The sequence below is a fragment of the Endozoicomonas sp. 2B-B genome (genome assembly GCF_053470045.1).
This window is the reverse complement of sequence record NZ_JBLZMU010000001.1, coordinates 3,000,721-3,019,350: the sequence shown is the minus strand read 5'-3', so window position 1 is coordinate 3,019,350 and position 18,630 is coordinate 3,000,721. Positions and strand designations below refer to the sequence as shown.

Sequence of the window (18,630 nt, the reverse complement as noted above, 5' to 3'; positions counted from 1 at the left end):
CTATGGGGGTTGTTGACGCTGTAGTGGGTGTAGATTGAGTGGTCAGGGGCAGTAACAGAAATACAGGAGCGATGAACAGGACCGAATAGTGCCGCAACTTAATCATTTTCAGGACTCCTTGGAAAAGCCGACAGAAAGCCCAGGAGCCTGACCGAGAATAGCGCCCGTCTAGGCGACCCCGTAGCGAGGACGGCAGAAAATTGAGGATGAAAATTCGGTTTTGTGAGGAGAATAGCGAGCTATTTGACGAACAAATAGCGGATTTTCAGACCAATTTGCTGTCGCCGCACGACTGCATGGATGCAGGAGCTAGAGCAACGCAGGAGCAGTTGCCGTGTAGGGCAGTCTATTCTCGGTCTAATGGGATGGTCCGCCCCTCCTAAACGGCTTCAAATGAGCCAAAATGGAGTTAACCATTTAAACAGGATTAACCGGAGCGAACCACCCATGACTATTTCAGTACTTGGTATCGATATTGGCAAGAACAACTTTCACCTGTTTGGTGTTGATGAGCAGGGTAGCAAAGTCATCAGAAAGAAGTCGTCCAGGAAGAACCTTCTAGAGTACGTGGCAAATCTGGAGCCATGCATTATCGCTATGGAAGCTTGTGGTGGTGCTCACTATTTGGCTCGGTTATTCAAGAACTATGAGCATACTGTCAAGCTGATTTCACCTCAATTTGTCAAGCCTTATGTCAAGACCAACAAAAATGACTACAACGATGCTGAAGCGATTGCAGAAGCAGCTTCACGGCCCAGCATGCGTTTTGTACCTGTTAAAACGTCAGAGCAGCAGGCCTGGCAACTTCTGCACCGCTATCGTCAACAAGCGGTTGATCAGAGAACTGCCCTGGTTAACCAGATCCGGGGGTCACTATTGGAAGAAGGTATTGTAGTTGCCCAGGGTATTGGTAAAGTTCGTGCACAGCTTCCACGAATTCTGGAAGATGCTGAAAATGGACTCCATTCGCTGACTCGTGAGCTGCTACATGGTTTATCAGAAGAGTTGGCCAGTCTTGACAAGCGTATTCAACAGTATGACCAGAAAATTCAGGAGCTAGCAAAAAACGACGACGAATGTCGTCGAATGATGACTATGCCGGGTATCGGAGCCATCACTGCCACAGCATTGAAGGCAGCCATTGGTGATGCGACGTATTTTAAATCTGGTCGACACCTTGCCGCATGGATGGGATTAGTTCCAAGACAGCATTCCACAGGCGGTAAGTCAGTCCTGCTGGGCATCAGTAAACGGGGTGATAAATACCTGCGCACATTATTGATACACGGCGCACGTTCGGTACTCCACTGCCTCAAAAATAAGGATGACCGCTGTAAAAAATGGGTTAGCCAACTTAATGAGCGCAGCAATCACAACGTTGCCGCCGTTGGTCTGGCTAATAAAATGGCTCGGATTGTCTGGGTCATCATGACCCGAAATGAAGTTTACAAGGCTGCATAATGAAGTAAAGGCGGCAGCGGCAAAGTAAAGCATAAGCTTAATCAAAGGGGACCCCCCCGCAGATTGCGATGAGCATGTACAGTTGATGGCAAACAGGTAAAAACCGGCAACCTGAAACCTGATAGGAGCCTTGACCCTTGAGGCCGTCGGACTGATAAGGCCAGGTTGCGCGGATACCCATCAGGGCCAGAGGGTTAGACCTCATGAATAGGCCGTATATATGATTGCAGTTATCTTTGTTTGCTAATTAACAAAACAGGCTCTTGCAAAACGGGGCGGACCATATAGGCTCCTAGGCCAGCTTATTGGAGATCTGGGTTAGTATGTCTTCCATCTTGCCAAAACGTCGGTCCATCTTGTCAAAACGTTGGTCATGATTTTCTAAATTATCGTAGATTTGCATTAACAGGTCTTCCATCTTGTCAAAACGACGGTCATGATCGTCAAAACGCCCGTCATATTCGGCCAAACGTTTGTCGATATTATCAAAACGACGGTCATGATCGTCAAAACGCCCGTCATGTTCGGTCAAACGTTTGTCGATATTATCAAAACGACGGTCATGATCGTCAAAACGCCGGTCATGATCTTTTAAATGATTGACGACCTGTATTAACACATTTTCCATATTGTCAGAACGTCGGTCCTGATGTTCTAAATAGGTTTCAATCCTGACAAAATGCTGGTCAACCTTCTTGAAACCTTGGTCAACTTTGTCAAAACGCTGCCCGATCGACGTAAATTTCCGGTCATGTATCGTCAGGTGACGCTTTAATTCCTGATGAAAATTAAGCAAAAACGACAGGCTGTTGCTCAAGCTTCCGGTGGTTTTAAACCAGTTCTCTTGTTGTTCTTCCAGTACCGTGACTCTTGCCTCAAGGCTCATACTGCTTTCCTATGTGGTTTTTTGTTCGCCAGGTGAGCATAGCAGTTGAAAAGCAGGGTCAAGATTTTTATTTACAAACTGCCATCCCCCCCGTTCCCATGCTCTGCGTGGGAGTGCATACTGCGGACTGGACACACTCCGATGCTGAAATATGGTAGCGAGTTGAAAGGGTACGGATATTAACCCTTAGCTACGTCGGCTTGTTGGGCAAGGCATTCATTCCCACGCTGGTGCGTGGGAACGAGGGGGTATCACTCAGGCTATAGATTCAACAGTATGGCCAGAGAGGTTATGACCTCCAAAGCATTGGTCACTGGAGTTGTATCCGCTGATGAAGTGATGTGAAGGTTTTTTCTTTGTTCGAAGGTCATACCGAATGGATCAGCAAAGGTAAGGCTGGAACTCCTGTGGAGCTTGGCCTCAGAGTCTGCGTATTGCAGGATCAGTTTGGCTTTACCCTGCATCATCTGGTCATGGAAAAACAGACGGACGACCAAGTAACTGTACCTATTGCGGAAGGTGCCAAACAGTGATCTCCCCAGGTATCACAAGTCAGTTATGACCGGGGTTTCTGGTCACAGCATGGGCTGGATCGATGCCCGGATACTGGCATTGATGGCTTCCGTCGTTATGTGTCGCTGGCAGCCCAGACAAGGATTCAGCTTCTGCTATTGTTAAGAATTTTTAACGGAATTAGATATGTTTTCTGTATTGCAGATCTGGTTATACCGATTTCCAATAATATTGTCCGCTTTCTGCATCAATGCCGGCTATTGCTGTACTCACCATAGAGCTGAAGTTCAGACTCGTTGTGAAAAGGTTTTAAAAGCATTTCCGGGTGTGTTTACTAATGTTGTTTTTCATGACGTTCCGGGTGAGAGTCTGGGGAGTATTCAGGAATCACAAAATACGCTGCATATTGTGACCAGTGATTACGCTCTGAATGCTCCGATTACCGTACCAGACAATGCCATCAATGTGGGGATTGTTGGTGTTGCAACTGATGGCAAGTATCCAACCTTGTCATTAAAAGGGACAAGGTTTTCCACCGGTGTTGATGAATTCATTCGAGTTTCAGGCACTCGGTTATTGTATGTTGATGGGTTTGAACTGGATGCCGGTGGCAGCTTTGCTAATGTTTACGGCAATCTTAATCATTTTATTCATGCCAGGAGCGACAGGGTTACACTGAAGAATCTGAAATTACACAAAGCTAACGAATATGTTGATAGTGCTATCTATGTGGAGCGCTCCAAAAAATTGGAAGGCAGCCATTTGGAAATCTGGAGAGATGGCTACAAAAAACCACCATTGATTGAAACCAAAGGGGTTTTTGAAGTGCAATTCAGCGACAGTACAGTGCATGGGTTCCCATCAGAATGTACACTGATTTTGCATGAAAATAGTCATAAGGTGTCGTATTCGAACTTTACCTACCCTGTTAAGCATTCACAGTCCTGGCAATCTGGAGTTACCCCGGGGATTTTTATCGTTTATAAAGATCCCGAAATACACGCTGCCAAATTGAGTTTTGAAAATATAAGCACCAAGCCATCCGCATCCCATGATTCCGCTTTTGATAAAGTTCAGGTTCCTTTATGGGTAAATGGTCATGATAAGGTTCTTGCTAGCGTCAACTATAAAAATAACACTTTTGACCGGGCAAATACTCCCATGTTTCTTACTGATGTTCATTGGGAGGGAGATGCTGCAGCCATACCCATCCTGAAAACACCTCAATATCAGGCATTTTTAACGAAAGATTTTGTGCCAAAGTGTCTTCGGGAAAGATATACACCCGAGTCCATAGAAAGAAATACAGAATCATTAGATTTGTCTAATACTGCTAGCCATACTAATGAATTAGACGATACCAGGACTACTTTGATAGTGCTTGGTTTTTATACATTATTTTTTTTACCCCAGGTCATTTTAATATCATTATTACATTTCTTACCGGATCGCCATGTGCGGCACTATCACCTTGAACGAAAACGAGGGTAAATAATACCAGCTGCTGGGTAAGAGTCTGGATGGCCAAAATTTTCTATAAAGCCTATCCATTGCAGATTTAATCTTTGTGAATGCTCCCCGCCCTGTCGGGCGAGGCTTCTGACTTCTCAGACAGCAACCGGCAATGTGCCGGATTTACGCTCGCCTCCATCAGCAGAGACGGACAAACCTTCCGCCTTTAACTTCAAAATGCCTTGATGTTTTATGTTGATAGCGGCGTTAATATCCCGATCATGGACAGCACCGCATTCACACGTCCATGAGCGAGTTTTGAGCGGTATTTCCTCTCGCTTGCGACCGCAGCAGGAACAGGTTTTTGATGAGGCAAACCACTGGTCAATTTTCACCAGATGTTTACCGGCCTGTTTTGCTTTGTAGTCGAGCTTGGTCACAAGGGAGTGCCAACCTGCATCAGCAATGGATCGGGCAAGGCAATGGTTCTTGAGCATGTTCTTGACCTTCAGCGTCTCCACAATCACCGCTTGGTTGTCGTCGGGGCCGCCTAGGTAATGAGTTGTCTGGACAGTTTGTGCTGGAAGTCGTTACGGGCAAAGGCGACACGCTCATGCGCCTTTGCTACAAGGAGTCTGGCTTTGGCTCTGCCTTTAGAGCCTTTCTTGCATCGCGATAGTTTTTTCTGTTTTCGCTTCAGGTTGCGTTGTGCTTTCTTCAGAAAGCGGGGATTGCCAGTCTTATGGTCGGTACTGGTAATGGCAATGTCAGTTAACCCAACATCCACACCGACTATGCAAGAACTTTGCAGATCGGCTACTGGCTTCGCTTCAGACGCACCATCTTCAGCCAGTACAGAAGCGTAGAACTTACCTGTCGGTGTTTTGCTCAGGGTAATCGACTTGAGTTGTCCGGTAATTTCCCGGTGTATCCTTGCTTTAATTGGCTCGCACTTGGGTACTTTGATCCAGTCATCACCTGTGGAAACAGAAGTGCAATGGTAGCTGCTTTGCTTACCATGCTTTGACTTGAAACGAGGAAAACGAGCTTGCAGCTTCGGATTAAAGAAGTTCTGAAATGCCTTGTCCAGATTGATAATTGACTGCTGCAAGGCAATCGAATCAGCTTCTTTCAACCATGAGTATTTTCGGCTTTTCTTAGCAATTACCAACAAGGGTTTCAAGTCTTTTTTCGGAGCAAGGTTCTGATCTCGCACCTTGTAGTAATGGTTCTTGATGGCCAGAGCTTTATTCCAAACCTTACGCACAGCACCAAATTGACGGTTTAAAAAATCCGCCTGCTCTGGTGTTGGGTAGATGCGTACTTTAGTGGCTTTCAACATAACTCTTTACAAGTGAGTACTCATTATTACAATGCCTGAAATAATAGACTTATTACAGGTTATTTCAATTGACTGCGTACCAGCTTGCAGGCGGAACGCTCTGCGTTCCCGTCTTATATCCCCGCCCGATTGAGGGTGTCGCAAAACTCTGGTTCCCATGCTCCAGCGTGGGAACCCATACCCATCTCGCGCCGCAGAGTCCGCTTTTCAGGGGAGGTATGCATTCCCACGAAGAGCGTGGGAACGAGTTGTTAAAAGCGGCTTAAATGGTACGCAAAAAAAAGTATGGAAAGCATGTGGTTGATTGCAACGAAGCCTATACATCCAAGACTCGATCATGGAGCGGGACCATTGACGAAAAATTAGGTTCTTCCAAGGTTATTAAGGGTGAGGGCTTCACCGTTGATCGTGACATCAACGGTGCCAGAAATGTCTTTCTTAAGTGTTTGACAAGGTAGCTTGAACCTTAGCCATAACAGCGAGTGTTGCGCTCGTTGCGGTTTTAATCAAGAGTACCCAGTCCACATGTGAAAAACTGCCGTCTGTTTGTATTCATCATGCTCATCCCTTTCCATCGAATATCTAACATGAGTCAGAGAGTTCATGAACTTTTCAAAGTCTTGTCTGATATGTTCACAAGACAGAAGCTCCGATATATCCTGTATCAATACGTTCTTTAGACATTGTTTGTTTACTCTCTAAATCATTACTCAGCCTCTCTTTGGTGCCGTACAGCTAGTACCGTTGTTGGTTCGCCATCAGTACGATACAAGGCAACATAACCACTGCTACCTAAGTCAATCAGCCACTCCATAAACTCAGGCTCCATGCCATCAACAAGCCGACCAACTTCAGGTTGATGGGCTAAAATTTTCACATTAGAACGGATTGTTTTGATAGCACGGCTGGCAGACTTTCCACCTTTGCTTGCCAGAAACCGATGAAGTCGCTGAACATCTCTAAGGGCAGAAGGTGACCATATCAATCGTGACACTCAGGAATCTCCGCATCTTCTCCGGCTTCAAGTTTGGCCAGCCATGCATCTGCCTCTTCAAGCGTCAGGTGCATGCCATTTTCCTGATAGGCTTCCCAAGCATTGAGAGCATCCTGCTTGAAGGCTTCTTTCTTTTCCTCACAAGCCACATAGTGACGAATTGCCTCACACATAATCCAGTGGGCTGATCGGTGTCTGGCTTCAGCCAAGTGCTGAACCCTCCTTTTCAAGTCTTCATCAAGTTTAACTGAGGTGGTGGCCATCCTCTTCTCCTTTGGTATTAAAAGGTGTTACCTATTAACACTACACCACTACACCACTACAACAGAAAGTAAAGAAAACCCTCGTTTTATTTACTTTTGTACTGGGTGACCAGAGTGAGCCTTTAAGTACCTGGCCAGTTGGTTTCGCATATTCTGGCGAGTCGATTTTTTCATCCTTCAAGGCGCAACGACGGGCGTGTAGCCATAGCCAGGCAACCAGAGTTGGAATGCAGAAGGATGGAAAAAGCCGCCGTCCAGAATATACGAAACCTACTGGTTAGCTACTTACCTTTGATTTGACAAGAGAATTTTTATAGAGTTCCGCCATTCGCTTCAAGCACAGAGCTTAATCAGGATAAAAAATGGAGCATTCCGAACTTCTTACTTGCCTATGTATTTAAGAACTTCGCAATTTTTTTGGACTGCTGCATCAATAAAGTCCTCATCCTCTTGAAGTCTGTAGGCAGCATATTCGAAAGCCAGAGGATATTCCTGAATTAAGTCCAGCATATACTCGCGATCATGAAATACCGCTCTATGGGCATGTCTTAAGTGAGTGATATCATCAGCTATCAAGATTTTAATCATGTTTTTATCGCTTCGTATTCTTGGACTTGCGTACTTAAAAGCGCCTGGATACTGTGCGATAGCAGCAATGACAACCTCATCATCATCCTGAAGTCCCGAGCTGGCATATTCCAGCAGACCGCCATCTCCAGTGACAGCGGCCAGGACGACCTCTTTATCACTTTTCAGTTCTTCACTCAAATACTTCAGGTTATGCGGATGTGCTGCAGTGATGGCTAATACCAGATGTTTATCTTTTTGAGCCCGTTGGCTGGCGTATTCCAGCCCATATTTCAGAAAGAAACTCTTGACCTTTTCTCTATCTTCCGGAAGCGACTGACCTGATGGAACATCAAACTCCAGGCTATAACTGCAGGCTGATGGTTTTACAATATAGTATTGGTCTCTCAAATCGGGATAAACAGCCTCAACCAATGGCATAGCGTTTTGGGCATCTATCAATAACAGATGATGTAAAAGCTCCCTGCGGGTGTCTTCACTGATCTCATTACTCATTAACACTTCCCGAAAATGGTTCTCCGACTTTCTCCACCACTCTTCTAACCGTTGAACATAATCAATAAATTGTTGGTGTTGTTTACTTAATAACTGGCAACAATCGGGAGTCATCGTGGAATAGTCATAAATCGTTGAGAAAAGACAATGTTGAAAGGCAAATCTATCAGCTTCTGTGGCTGAGTCTCTATCAAGACGTTGCGCAAGCAAATCAAAATTCCACTGATCCCCTTCAAAAAGGCTGCAGTCTTCTAAATAAATATCCATATCCTGAATAGCATGCAAAGCTGTCATCAGTTTTTCAAAGGCAGCCTGCATGGTTTGACGTGATGTCATTCGGGTGTATTCGACAATAATTTCTCCCGCTACGGCGTTGCTACTGAGCTTCATACCAGCAGCATTTTTATCCAGTTCGATCGTTTTCAGTAATTGCACCAGAAACCACATACGTTTCAATTTGCCGGGTGCATCAGTGCCATCAATGGCATCAAACTCGTCAGAAAATTTCAGCCGCAAGGTTCGTCCTTTACCCCCCTCTGCGTTTTCAAGCAGCTCGATAAGCGCCAGGTGATGTCCTAACTTAAGGTTCACAATCAAGGCATCATCCATACTGATGACCGTTGCCGGACGGGCTAATTTTTTGAGGGATGCCTTGCAGGAGGGACTCAATAGCGGAGGACTTTCACCCGAGCTAACCGGAGTCGTGCAATCAACATAAGCGACTTCTTCCTCCTTGAACAATCTGCCCTGACCCGAGGCCAGAGTGACCGGTGCCAGCGCCTCTACAAAGCGCTTATGCAGGGCAAAAATCAGCTCATGGACACTCCGCACCTGCTCAGCCTCTGAAGGGTTGAGTGCCTGAAGACAGGATTGTAGCCGGTGGCAGGCGACCAGCCACTGACGAAACGATATCTTCCCATCTTCATCGTCATCCAGTGGCAGGATGATAGCCTCCAGTTCTGCTCGGATGGTCTGTTTCAGCGTCTCGAACCGGTTGATTAGTAGCGGTAATTCATCCAGCAATCGCCCGACCTTGGGTGCCCTGCTCTTACGCGCCAGCAGCAGGAAGGCCAGGTAACCCTCCAACAGGGCTTTTGCGCCATAAATCAGCCGATTTACGCACTCCCTGGTCTCTGCCAGTATCTTTGCCCGTTGTGGCGACATACTTAGTTTTACCGGGTTTGCCAGACAATCCAGGCCACTACCCGGGGCGAAGAGCGACAGCAGTCGGGCATTTTGATCTGTAAGCCACTTAAAGCCAGTGGCGACCTGACGAAATGTGTCTTCAGGGGGGGACAAATCATCCCGTGACGGGATGATTTTCGGTAAGGGTTCATCGAAAAAAGCAGTGGATGGCGTTCTGTAACTGGCCAGTTTTACGGTATGGTCACCGACAACAATAAAGGCACCGGGCGTCCCTTTAAAGCGAGCGCAGGCCAGCGTAACCTGTTGGCCGTCCTGAGCGACTATGGCCGGGTACTGGCCAGCAGCCAGCATCAAAGTTTTTGCTTTCTGTCTCAGGAGGATCGCTACATGATCATTGAATCCTCCTTCATCAAAGACAAACCCTCCTGCCCGCTTCAGGAACTCAGGCTCAAGCATCCACTCTTGCGCGTGGTGGGCCAGGACAACGGCTCCCTCTGGCATCAAGTCTGCCTTTTGTTTTTTGGCCAGCCAGAGTGCTCCGGTGCAATAGCCTTCGCTGACAACCTCGCCGATAGCCAGAGTCTCTTCCGGTATCGGCATGGCAAAACTCATGCCACCAGAGAGTCGGGTAACAGGGCGCACCTGCAACAGGAACAGGCGCCCCTTATAATCAATGGCAAACTCCACATCCACAGGACAGAGCAAGAGGTTTTCGAGCTTTGTAACCATCTCCCTGAGTGCTGAAACCGTGTCATCACTTAGTTGCTGACTGAAGTCGTCTGATTGAGTATCCGCATCGTGAATTCTTTTTTCTGAATAGCCGTTATTATTCGTGTTTTTGCGCAGGATGAAGCGACTTGAAATCGTTCCGGGAAAATATTGAGCGCTGTCAGCGCTTTCTTTGCGAGAAATATCTATGCGATGAGGCCTGTTACCGGACTGGCCTGTCACAACACCTCTGGGCTGACCCGGTGTGTATTCGACCCTGAGGGTATCATCCTGAAAGGATTGAAAGCTCATGACGACCCCACCATATTGGCAGTCAATGCACTGTTGGAGGATCAGCGCCATGGGGGGTGGTATAACTCCGGGACAGACTTCTGGCCGGTAACCTGAGGCCATAACCTCAAGGCAGGTTCGCACAACATCCTCTTCTCCCTGAACTTTCGAGAGGTATTTGCCCGCCTGGGCATCGCCGTAATTATCTTCCCTGATGCCAGAGCTGCGAACCATCACCGGCTGTGTCCATGGTCCGTCCAGCTGAGCGCGCAGTTCACCGATGTGCCGGGCCGCTTCAGAATCTTTCACCTGTTCGTAAAAGTCATTACTGGCAATAAATTTCGCCAGACCCGCCAGCCCGATATCCCTTTTCACTTGTTCTGAAGATGGCAAGGCATTGAGGTATATCCGGATGCTCATCAGGCTGGTCACAGGCTCCTGTTGATGAACAATCCCCGGGAGACAGCGAGCAAGATGATGGCTCTCCAGAGGATATTGTTCAAGCGCATTCATAATTTGAGCAGTAACACACTTGAAGGGTGGAACAGTCAGACCTGCTGCCTTCATGCGCTGCAAAAACATTCCCTTGCCCCCAAGTAGTGCCCGGTTGGGGCGAGGCTGGTCAACAGCCTGATTGAGTGGAGCTGAAGTCTGTATTCGGCAGACACGATTGGCCAGTGATATCGGGCAGGGAATGCTACTGGCACCCGGATAACTGAAATATCTTTTGGTTAAAGGGTTGACCCTGTTAACTGAACTGAGAGCCCCGGTACTCTGACTTGGAATGGTTGTCGGGATTTGCTGATTTGAACGATCAAAATTGGCATGTAACTGAGACATTCCTCTGATGTTTATGTTCATCCTCCGGGCTTGCATCTGCCAGCCCGTTGCCATACCAAGTGACCGCAGCCATGACGACGTACTTATCATTCTCTGGTTTCCCACTAATACCAATTGAACTTTCTAATTCCCTATTGCGCACTTCATTAAAAGGTAACATCAAGATATCCCTTTCCCCCCCTTTGACAATGGCGTTTTTATAAAGTTCACCCGTCAGCTTCAGGTACGCAGTAGCAAAAGCAACTACAAACTGGCAACAGGGATGGCAATGATCAGGATTTTCAGAGGTATTTACGAACCTTGGGGTTTCTTTGTTCTGCTGCATTGATAAAAGCCGTATTTTTTTTAAGCCTGGAAGCTGCAAACAGGAAAGCTCCGGGATTCTTTGCGATTAAATCCAACATATATTCGCGATCATTCAATATCTCCTCACTGGTATATGATAAGGGATCAGTACTCTCAGCAATGAGCATTCGAATAATGTTTTTATCGTTTCGGAATCTTTCTGATGCATAACGCAGGGCTTTGGGAGACTTTTTGATAGCGGCCATGACAATATCGTTGTCATCCCTCAGCGCCTCACTCAACTCTCGCAGTTCTTCGGGATAATCTGAAATGACGGGTAATACCAGGTCTCTATCATCCCGAACCCTTTGGCTGGCATATTTCAGTCCATGCGTCAGCAAGGCATTCCTGATCTTTTCTTTACAATCCTCACGCCGCTGGCCTGGTGGTACGTAAAACTCTAACAGGTAATTGTCAGATGGATTGATAACAAAGAATTGATACTCCATTTCATACACTTGCTCAATCAATCGAATAGCGCATTCGGGATTATATAATAAAAAATGATGTAAGAGCTCTCTGCGGATGCTCTCACTCATTTCATCACTCATGAACATTTCCCGAAGTCTGTCGTCCGGATTTTTACTGAAAAATCTCAGCATCTGACACGCCCCTAACCGCCCGGCATAATTAATAAACTGTTGCAGGTGGTTGCTTAATAACATGCCGCATTCGGGAGTAATGCTATGAAAACTACACTTATAAAACATTGAGAAAAGACAATGTTGAAAGGCGAATCTATCGGCTTCTGTCACAACACCGGGATTAAGTCGTTGTGCAAGCAGGTTAAAGTCCCAATAATATTCTTTGAAAACATTTGCGGACTGAAAGTATAGATCGAGGTTATTTACAGCTTTTAACACAATCATCAGTTTTACAAAGGCATCCTGCATGGTTTGACGTAATGGTAACCGGGGATATTCGACGATAATTTCACCCGCCACAGCGTTACAACTCAGCTTCATGCCATCAGCTTCTTTATCCAGTTTGATCGCTTTCAGTAGCTGCACTAAAAACCACATACGTTTTAATTTACCGTGCTCACTACTGCCATCAAGGTTCTGAAACTGGTCAGAAAATTTCAGCCGCAAGGTTCGCCCTTTACCCCCCTCTGCGTTTTCAAGCAGCTCGACAAGGCTCATATGACTGCCAAGCTTCAGGTTAACAATCAGAGCATCATCCATACTGACGACAGTCCCTGAGCGCCCTGATTCTTCAATGAATATTTTGTCGGACTGCCTCAATAACGGCGCCCCTGCACCCGGAGTCGTGCAATCAACATAGGTGATGTTATTTTCCGTAGATACCTCACCCGGGCCCGAAGCCAGAGTGACCGGTGCCAATGCCTCCACAAAACGCTGATGCAGGGTAAAAATCAGCTCATGGACACTTCGCACCTGCTCAGCGCTTTTAGTGTTGAGTGCTTGAAGACAGGATTGCAGCTGATGACAGTCTGCCAGCCACTGACGAAAGCTTACCGGGGATAACTTCTCTTCTTCGGCAGCTTGCATGGGAAGAGTGATACGCTCTAACCCGTATTGAATGGTCTGTTTCAACATCTCGAACCGGTTGCTCAGCAGCGGTAATTCTTGCCGCAATGACTCGACTCTGTCTGAACTTTGCTTAACAGCCAGTTGCAGGAATGCCCCGTACCCATCCAGCAGCGCTTGAGCCCCATGAACCAGTCGATTTACGCTGTCCAAGGTCTCTGCCAATAGCTTTGATCGTTGTGGTGACATGCTCAGTTTTACCGGGTTTGCCAGACAATCCAGCCCGCCGCCGGTGGCAAAAAATGCCAACAGGCGGGCATTTTGATCCGTGAGCCATTGAAATCCGCTGGCGACCTGACGGAGTGCGCCTTCTGAGAGGGACAGTTCATCCCATGCAGGGATGGCTTTTACTGAAGGTTCATCAGAAACAGCAGAGGATAGAATGCCGTGACTCAACAGTTTCCCGGTCATGTCACCGGCAACAATAAAGGCACCGGGCTTACCGTTAAAGCGGGCACAGGCCAGCGTCGCCTGTTGGCCAACCTGAGCGGCCAGGGTCGCAAACTGGTCACCGGCCAGCATCAGGGTTTTTCGTTGCTGTTTCATCAGGATCGCGACATGATCATTGAATCCGCCTGTGGCAGTAACAAAGCCTCCTGCCCGCTTCAGGAACCCGGGCTCAAGCATCCAGTCTTTAGCGTGTTGGGCCACAACAATAGCGCCCTCTGGCATGGAGTCTGCCGCTGCTTCTTCAGCCAGCCAGAGTGGTCCGGTGCAATAGCCTTCGCTGACACCCTCGCCAATGGCCAGGGTCTCTTCGGGTATGGGCATGGCGAAATCCAGGCCGCCGGAGAGTCGGGTGACAGGACGCACCTGCAACAGGAAAAGGCGACCCTGATGATTTATGGCAAACTCCACATCCACGGGGCAGAGCAACAGTTTTTCCAGCTTTATCACCATTTCCCTGAGGTCTGAAACCATGTCATCAGTGAGTTGTTGTTCAACGTCGTTTGATTGGGCATCGGCATCATCCATTCTTGTTTCCGAATAGCCATTATTGATTTTGCGCAGGATGTAATGACTTGAGATGGTCCCGGGAAAGTATTGATAGCTGTCGGCGCCTTCCTTGCGAAAAATATCAATACGATGGGGCCTGTTACCGGACTGCCCGGCCACTATCCCTCTGGGCTGCCCCCGTGTGAACTCAACCCTGACGGTATCATCATCAAAGGATTGAAAACTCATGGCGACTCCGCCGTGCAGGCAGTCAATACACTCCTGGATAATCAGCGCCATGGGTTGCGGTATGCCTTCGGAACAGACTTCAGGCCGGTAAGCTGAGGCCATAACCTTTAGACAGGTTCGCAAAATATCCTCATCTCCCTGAACTTCCGAAAGGTATTTGCCCGCCTGGGCGTCGCCGTAGTTATCTTCATTGATGCCGGAACTGCGGACAATAAGCGGCCCTGATGTTAATAGTCCATGATCCCTGATGTGTCGGGCCGCTTCAGAATCTTTAACCTGCTCATAAAAGTCATCACTGGCAATAAAGTTCGCCAGACCCGCCAGCCAGCTGTCTCTTCTGGCTTGCTCTGAAGGCAGCATCGCATTGAGGCATTCCCTGATGTTTGCCAGACTGATCTCCGCCTCCGGTTCATTGCCGATCCCGGGGAAACAGGGTTCCAGACGCTGGCTATCCAGAGGGTGTTGTTCCAGCGCATTGGTGACCTGAGTTGTCACACACTGAAACGGTGGCACAGACAAACCGGCTGCTTTCATACGCTGCAAAAACATTCCCTTGCCGCCCAGCAGTGCCCGGTTGGCAACAGAACAATGAGTAGCCTGATCTGCGACAGGTGAGTGACATTTGCGCCTGGCTAGTGACCTTGTGTCGGGAATGACAATGGGTTCAGGATCGCCAAAATACCTTTTGACTGAACGATCAGCCTTAGTATTCTGATCGGGAACAGTTGCCAGACTTTGAGAATCTGATCTGCCAATGGTCGCAGGTGGTAAAGGTAACATAAAGATATCCCTCTCACGTTAATATTCATCCATGAATCAACAACTGGTCATTACCTTTACATTTGACAATCATGTTTTTATAAAGTTCCCCCGTCAGCTTCAGGCACGCAGTAGAAAAATAACAACAACGGGGTTGGCACTGGTCAACATTATCTGAATCGATCAGACCTGGTTCGCAGATTATCTGAGGAATTCATGAACTTCAGGGTTTCTTTGTTTTGCTGCATTGATGAAAGCTTTATTACCTTTAAGCTCGGAAGCAGCATAATTGAAAGCCTGAGGATTTATTTCAATTAATTCGAGCATACACTCGCGATCCTTCAAAATCTTTTCACTGGCCAATGATAAGCTAGAAATACTCTTAGCAATGGCCACTCGAATAACCTTTATATCCCCTCGGGCTTTCTCACCTGCATGAAACAGAAATATGGAAGACATTGCGATAGCGGCCTTGACGACATCGCTATCATTTCTCAGCTCCTCACTCAAATCTCGCAGTTGTAAGGGATCTTTTGTAATGGCGGGTAATACAAAGTATTTATCATTTCGAACCCGTTGACTGGCATATTTCAATCCATGCTTCAGCACGGCATTCCTGATCTTTTCTCTACGATCCTCAAGTGGCTGGTCCGGTGGTACATAAAACTCCAATTTGTAATTGCAAGATGGATTGATAACAAAGCATTGATATCCGATGTCATACACTTCCTCAATCAATCTAATAGTACTTATGGGATTAAATAATATAGAATGGTGCAAGAGTTCCCTGCGGGTCTGTTCACTCATCTCATCACTCATCAAGATTTCCCGCGCAGTTTCTTCAGGTTTTTCCCGACTTTCCAATGACAAAAAATAAACACATAAGCGATGAGCATAATAAATAAACTGTTGATGGTATCTGCTTAATAACTGACAGCAAGGAGCAATATGGGACCACTCTCTTTTATTCTGAAAAGACATTAAGAAAAGGCAACGTTGAAAGGCGAATCTATCCGCTTCTGTCGCAATATCACGATTAAGGCGCTGGGCAAGCAGGTCAAAGTCCCACTGGCCTCCTTCAAAAATGGGTCCGTAATTCAAACGAATATCCAAATTACTCAAAGCACGTAACACAATCATCAGTTTTTTAAAGGCAGCCTGCATGGTTTGAGTTGATTTCATTCGGGGGCATTCGACGGTCATTATACCCGCAACAGCGTTGCAACTCAGCTTCATGCTATCAGCATTTTCATCCAGTTTGATCTCTCTCAATAATTGCGCCAGAAACCACATGCGCCGGAACTTGCCGGATATATCAAAATCATCAGATATATCAAAATCATCAGATCTATCAAATTGATCAGAAAATGTCAGTCGCAAGGTTCGTTTTTTACCTCCCTCTGCGTGTTCAAGCAGCTCGACAAGGCTCATATGAGTGCCAAGCTTCAGGTTAACAATCAGAGCATCATCCATACTGACGACAGTCCCTGAGCGCCTTGATCCTTCAATGAATATTTTGTCGGACGGCTTCAATAACGGCGCCCCTGCGCCCGCACTCGTGCAATCAACATAGGTGATGTCGTTGATCGTAGATATCTCACCCTGACCCGAAGCCAGAGTGACCGGTGCCAGCGCTTTTACGAAACGCTGATGCAAGGCAAAAATCAGCTCATGGACACTTCGCACCTGCTCAGCACTTTTAGGGTTGAGTGCTTGAAGACAGGATTGCAGCTGATGACAGTCTGCCAGCCACTGACGAAAGCTTACCGGGGATACCTTCTCTTTTTCAGCGGCTTGCATGGGAGGAGTGATACGCTCTAACCCGGATTGAATGGTCTGTTTCAGCATCCCGAACCGGTCGCTCAGCAGCGGTAATTCTTGCCGCAATGACTCGACTCTGTCTGAACTCTTCTTAACAGCCAGTTGCAGGAATGCCTCGTACCCATCCAGCAGCGCTTGAGCCCCATGAACCAGTCGATTTACGCTGTCCAAGGTCTCTGCCAATAGCTTTGATCGTTGTGGCGACATGCTCAGTTTTACCGGGTTTGCCAGACAATCCAGACCGCCGCCGGTGGCAAAAAATGCCAACAGGCGGGCATTTTGATCCGTGAGCCATTGAAAACCGCTGGCGACCTGACGGAGTGCGCCTTCTGAGAGGGACAATTCATCCCATGCAGGGATGGCTTTTGCTGAAGGCTCATCAGAAACAGCGGAGGATAGAATGCCGTGACTCAACAGTTTCCCGGTCATGTCACCGGCAACAATAAAGGCACCGGGCTTACCTTCAAAGCGGGCACAGGCCAGCGTCGCCTGTTGGCCAACCTGAGCGGCCACGGACTCAAACTGGTCACCGGCCAGCATCAGGGTTTTTCGTTGCTGTTTCATCAGGATCGCGACATGATCATTGAAGCCGCCTGTGGCAGTAACAAAGCCTCCTGCCCGCTCCAGGAACCGGTGCTCAAGCATCCAGTCTTTAGCGTGTCGGGCCACGACAATGGCTCCCTCTGGCATAGAGCCTGCCGCTTGTTCTTCAGCCAGCCAGAGTGGTCCGGTGCAATAGCCTTCGCTGACACCCTCGCCAATGGCCAGGGTCTCTTCGGGTATGGACATGGCGAAATCCAGGCCGCCGGAGAGTCGGGTGACAGGACGCACCTGCAACAGGAACAGATGACCTTGATGGTCTATGGCAAACTCCACATCCACGGGGCAGAGCAACAGTTTTTCCAGCTTTGTCACCATCGCCCTGAGGTCTGAAATCATGTCATCAGTGAGTTGATGTTCAACGTCGTTTGATTGGGCATCGGCGTTATCGATTCTTGTTTCCGAATAGCCGTTATTGTTTTTGCGCAGGATGTAATGACTCGAGATAGTCCCCGGAAAGTATTGATAGCTGTCGGCGCCTTCCTTGCGAAAAATATCAATACGGTGGGGCCTGTTACCGGACTGCCCGGCCACTACACCTCTGGGCTGCCCCCGTGTGAACTCAACCCTGACGGTATCATCATCAAAGGATTGAAAACTCATGGCGACTCCGCCGTGCAGGCAGTCAATACACTCCTGGATAATCAGTGCCATGGGTTGTGGTATGCCTTCGGAACAGGCTTCAGGTCGGTAAGCTGAGGCCATAACCTTTAGACAGGTTCGCAAAATATCCTCATCCCCCTGAACTTCCGAAAGGTATTTGCCCGCCTGGGCATCGCCATAGTTATCTTCATGAATGCCGGAACTGCGGACAATAAGCGGCCCTGATGTTGATAGTCCATGATCCCTGATCTGTCGGGCCGCTTCAGAATCTTTAACCTGCTCATAAAAGTCATCACTGGCAATAAAGTTCGCCAGACCCGCCAGCCAGCTGTCTCTTCTGGCTTGCTCTGAAGGCAGCATCGCATTGAGGCGTTCCCTGATGTTTGCCAGACTGATCCCCGCCTCCGGTTCATTGCCGATCCCGGGGAAACAGGGTTCCAGACGCTGGCTATCCAGAGGGTGTTGTTCCAGCGCATTGGTGAGCTGAGTTGTCACACACTGAAACGGTGGCACAGACAAACCGGCTGCTTTCATGCGCAGCAAAAACATTCCCTTGCCCCCAACGAGTGCCCGGTTGGCAGGAGTACAATGATCAGCCTGATCTTGAACAGGAGAACAGCATTTGCGCTTGGCTAGTGACCTTGTGTCAGGAACGCCAGTGGCTTCAGGATCACCAAGATACCTTTTGGCTGAACGATCAGCCTCAGTCTTATTATTGGGGTCAATTGCCAGACTTTGAAAATCTGATCTGTCAATGGTTGCAGGTGGTAAAGGTAACATAAAGGTAT

Annotated in this window: 12 protein-coding genes and 1 pseudogene; 4 read left to right on the top strand and 9 right to left on the bottom strand. The window is 47.8% G+C overall.

The window, feature by feature from the left end:
* Nucleotides 1-447: 447 nt before the first annotated feature.
* Nucleotides 448-1,461, top strand: a complete 1,014-nt coding sequence (locus tag ACOMHB_RS11770; RefSeq protein WP_448215063.1) for an IS110 family RNA-guided transposase — start codon at nucleotides 448-450, stop codon at nucleotides 1,459-1,461.
* A 292-nt stretch (nucleotides 1,462-1,753) separates the two neighbouring features.
* Here ACOMHB_RS11770 and ACOMHB_RS11765 read toward each other — a convergent pair whose 3' ends face one another.
* Complete coding sequence (locus ACOMHB_RS11765; RefSeq protein ID WP_448216749.1) at nucleotides 1,754-2,347, bottom strand: hypothetical protein; 594 nt, start codon at nucleotides 2,345-2,347, stop codon at nucleotides 1,754-1,756.
* Nucleotides 2,348-2,691: 344 nt separating this feature from the next.
* On the opposite strand from ACOMHB_RS11765, the pseudogene ACOMHB_RS11760 reads away from it, so the two are divergent.
* A pseudogene (locus ACOMHB_RS11760) lies at nucleotides 2,692-3,138 on the top strand (hypothetical protein); the annotation flags it as partial.
* Entirely contained in the window at nucleotides 3,047-4,351 is a 1,305-nt protein-coding gene (locus ACOMHB_RS11755; RefSeq protein ID WP_448218680.1) for a hypothetical protein, read from the top strand. The pseudogene ACOMHB_RS11760 and the gene ACOMHB_RS11755, both read left to right, overlap by 92 nt.
* 116 nt (nucleotides 4,352-4,467) lie before the next feature.
* Here the strand turns inward: ACOMHB_RS11755 and ACOMHB_RS11750 are convergent, their stop codons facing one another.
* Nucleotides 4,468-4,833 carry an RNA-guided endonuclease TnpB family protein gene (locus ACOMHB_RS11750; RefSeq protein WP_448216748.1) on the bottom strand — a complete coding sequence of 122 codons (366 nt, stop codon included), beginning with the start codon at nucleotides 4,831-4,833 and terminating at the stop codon, nucleotides 4,468-4,470.
* Nucleotides 4,834-4,862: 29 nt separating this feature from the next.
* On the bottom strand, nucleotides 4,863-5,654 hold the full coding sequence (locus tag ACOMHB_RS11745; RefSeq protein ID WP_448216747.1) for an RNA-guided endonuclease InsQ/TnpB family protein: 792 nt from the start codon (nucleotides 5,652-5,654) through the stop codon (nucleotides 4,863-4,865).
* Between the two features lie 266 nt (nucleotides 5,655-5,920).
* Here ACOMHB_RS11745 and ACOMHB_RS11740 point away from each other — a divergent pair, with 266 nt between their 5' ends.
* Entirely contained in the window at nucleotides 5,921-6,112 is a 192-nt protein-coding gene (locus ACOMHB_RS11740; RefSeq protein ID WP_448216746.1) for a zinc ribbon domain-containing protein, read from the top strand.
* Between the two features lie 248 nt (nucleotides 6,113-6,360).
* On the opposite strand, the gene ACOMHB_RS11735 is transcribed toward ACOMHB_RS11740, so the two are convergent.
* The 6 genes from ACOMHB_RS11735 to ACOMHB_RS11710 form a co-directional block, all read right to left on the bottom strand.
* A complete protein-coding gene (locus tag ACOMHB_RS11735; RefSeq protein WP_448216745.1) occupies nucleotides 6,361-6,648 on the bottom strand; it encodes a type II toxin-antitoxin system RelE/ParE family toxin in 288 nt (95 codons plus the stop codon).
* A complete protein-coding gene (locus tag ACOMHB_RS11730) occupies nucleotides 6,636-6,911 on the bottom strand; it encodes a CopG family ribbon-helix-helix protein (RefSeq protein ID WP_448216744.1) in 276 nt (91 codons plus the stop codon). The genes ACOMHB_RS11735 and ACOMHB_RS11730 overlap by 13 nt, the downstream gene beginning before the upstream one ends.
* Nucleotides 6,912-7,292: 381 nt before the next feature.
* Nucleotides 7,293-10,979 (bottom strand): DUF4116 domain-containing protein, encoded by a 3,687-nt coding sequence (locus ACOMHB_RS11725; protein ID WP_448216743.1) that lies wholly within the window; start codon nucleotides 10,977-10,979, stop codon nucleotides 7,293-7,295.
* Complete coding sequence (locus ACOMHB_RS11720; RefSeq protein WP_448216742.1) at nucleotides 10,954-11,304, bottom strand: hypothetical protein; 351 nt, start codon at nucleotides 11,302-11,304, stop codon at nucleotides 10,954-10,956. The genes ACOMHB_RS11725 and ACOMHB_RS11720 overlap by 26 nt, the downstream gene beginning before the upstream one ends.
* Nucleotides 11,261-14,839 carry a PEP/pyruvate-binding domain-containing protein gene (locus ACOMHB_RS11715; RefSeq protein ID WP_448216741.1) on the bottom strand — a complete coding sequence of 1,193 codons (3,579 nt, stop codon included), beginning with the start codon at nucleotides 14,837-14,839 and terminating at the stop codon, nucleotides 11,261-11,263. The genes ACOMHB_RS11720 and ACOMHB_RS11715 overlap by 44 nt, the downstream gene beginning before the upstream one ends.
* Nucleotides 14,840-15,019: 180 nt before the next feature.
* A complete protein-coding gene (locus tag ACOMHB_RS11710) occupies nucleotides 15,020-18,622 on the bottom strand; it encodes a PEP/pyruvate-binding domain-containing protein (RefSeq protein ID WP_448216740.1) in 3,603 nt (1,200 codons plus the stop codon).
* Between the last annotated feature and the right edge of the window lie 8 nt (nucleotides 18,623-18,630).

What these genes read in the sequence shown, in the direction of transcription:
- ACOMHB_RS11770 (WP_448215063.1), top strand. Translation starts at nt 448, where the DNA reads ATGACTATTTCAGTACTTGGTATCGATATTGGCAAGAACAACTTTCAC.
- ACOMHB_RS11765 (WP_448216749.1), bottom strand. Translation starts at nt 2,347, where the DNA reads ATGAGCCTTGAGGCAAGAGTCACGGTACTGGAAGAACAACAAGAGAAC.
- ACOMHB_RS11755 (WP_448218680.1), top strand. Translation starts at nt 3,047, where the DNA reads ATGTTTTCTGTATTGCAGATCTGGTTATACCGATTTCCAATAATATTG.
- ACOMHB_RS11745 (WP_448216747.1), bottom strand. Translation starts at nt 5,654, where the DNA reads ATGTTGAAAGCCACTAAAGTACGCATCTACCCAACACCAGAGCAGGCG.
- ACOMHB_RS11740 (WP_448216746.1), top strand. Translation starts at nt 5,921, where the DNA reads ATGGTACGCAAAAAAAAGTATGGAAAGCATGTGGTTGATTGCAACGAA.
- ACOMHB_RS11730 (WP_448216744.1), bottom strand. Translation starts at nt 6,911, where the DNA reads ATGGCCACCACCTCAGTTAAACTTGATGAAGACTTGAAAAGGAGGGTT.
- ACOMHB_RS11725 (WP_448216743.1), bottom strand. Translation starts at nt 10,979, where the DNA reads ATGTCTCAGTTACATGCCAATTTTGATCGTTCAAATCAGCAAATCCCG.
- ACOMHB_RS11720 (WP_448216742.1), bottom strand. Translation starts at nt 11,304, where the DNA reads ATGCAGCAGAACAAAGAAACCCCAAGGTTCGTAAATACCTCTGAAAAT.
- ACOMHB_RS11715 (WP_448216741.1), bottom strand. Translation starts at nt 14,839, where the DNA reads ATGTTACCTTTACCACCTGCGACCATTGGCAGATCAGATTCTCAAAGT.
- ACOMHB_RS11710 (WP_448216740.1), bottom strand. Translation starts at nt 18,622, where the DNA reads ATGTTACCTTTACCACCTGCAACCATTGACAGATCAGATTTTCAAAGT.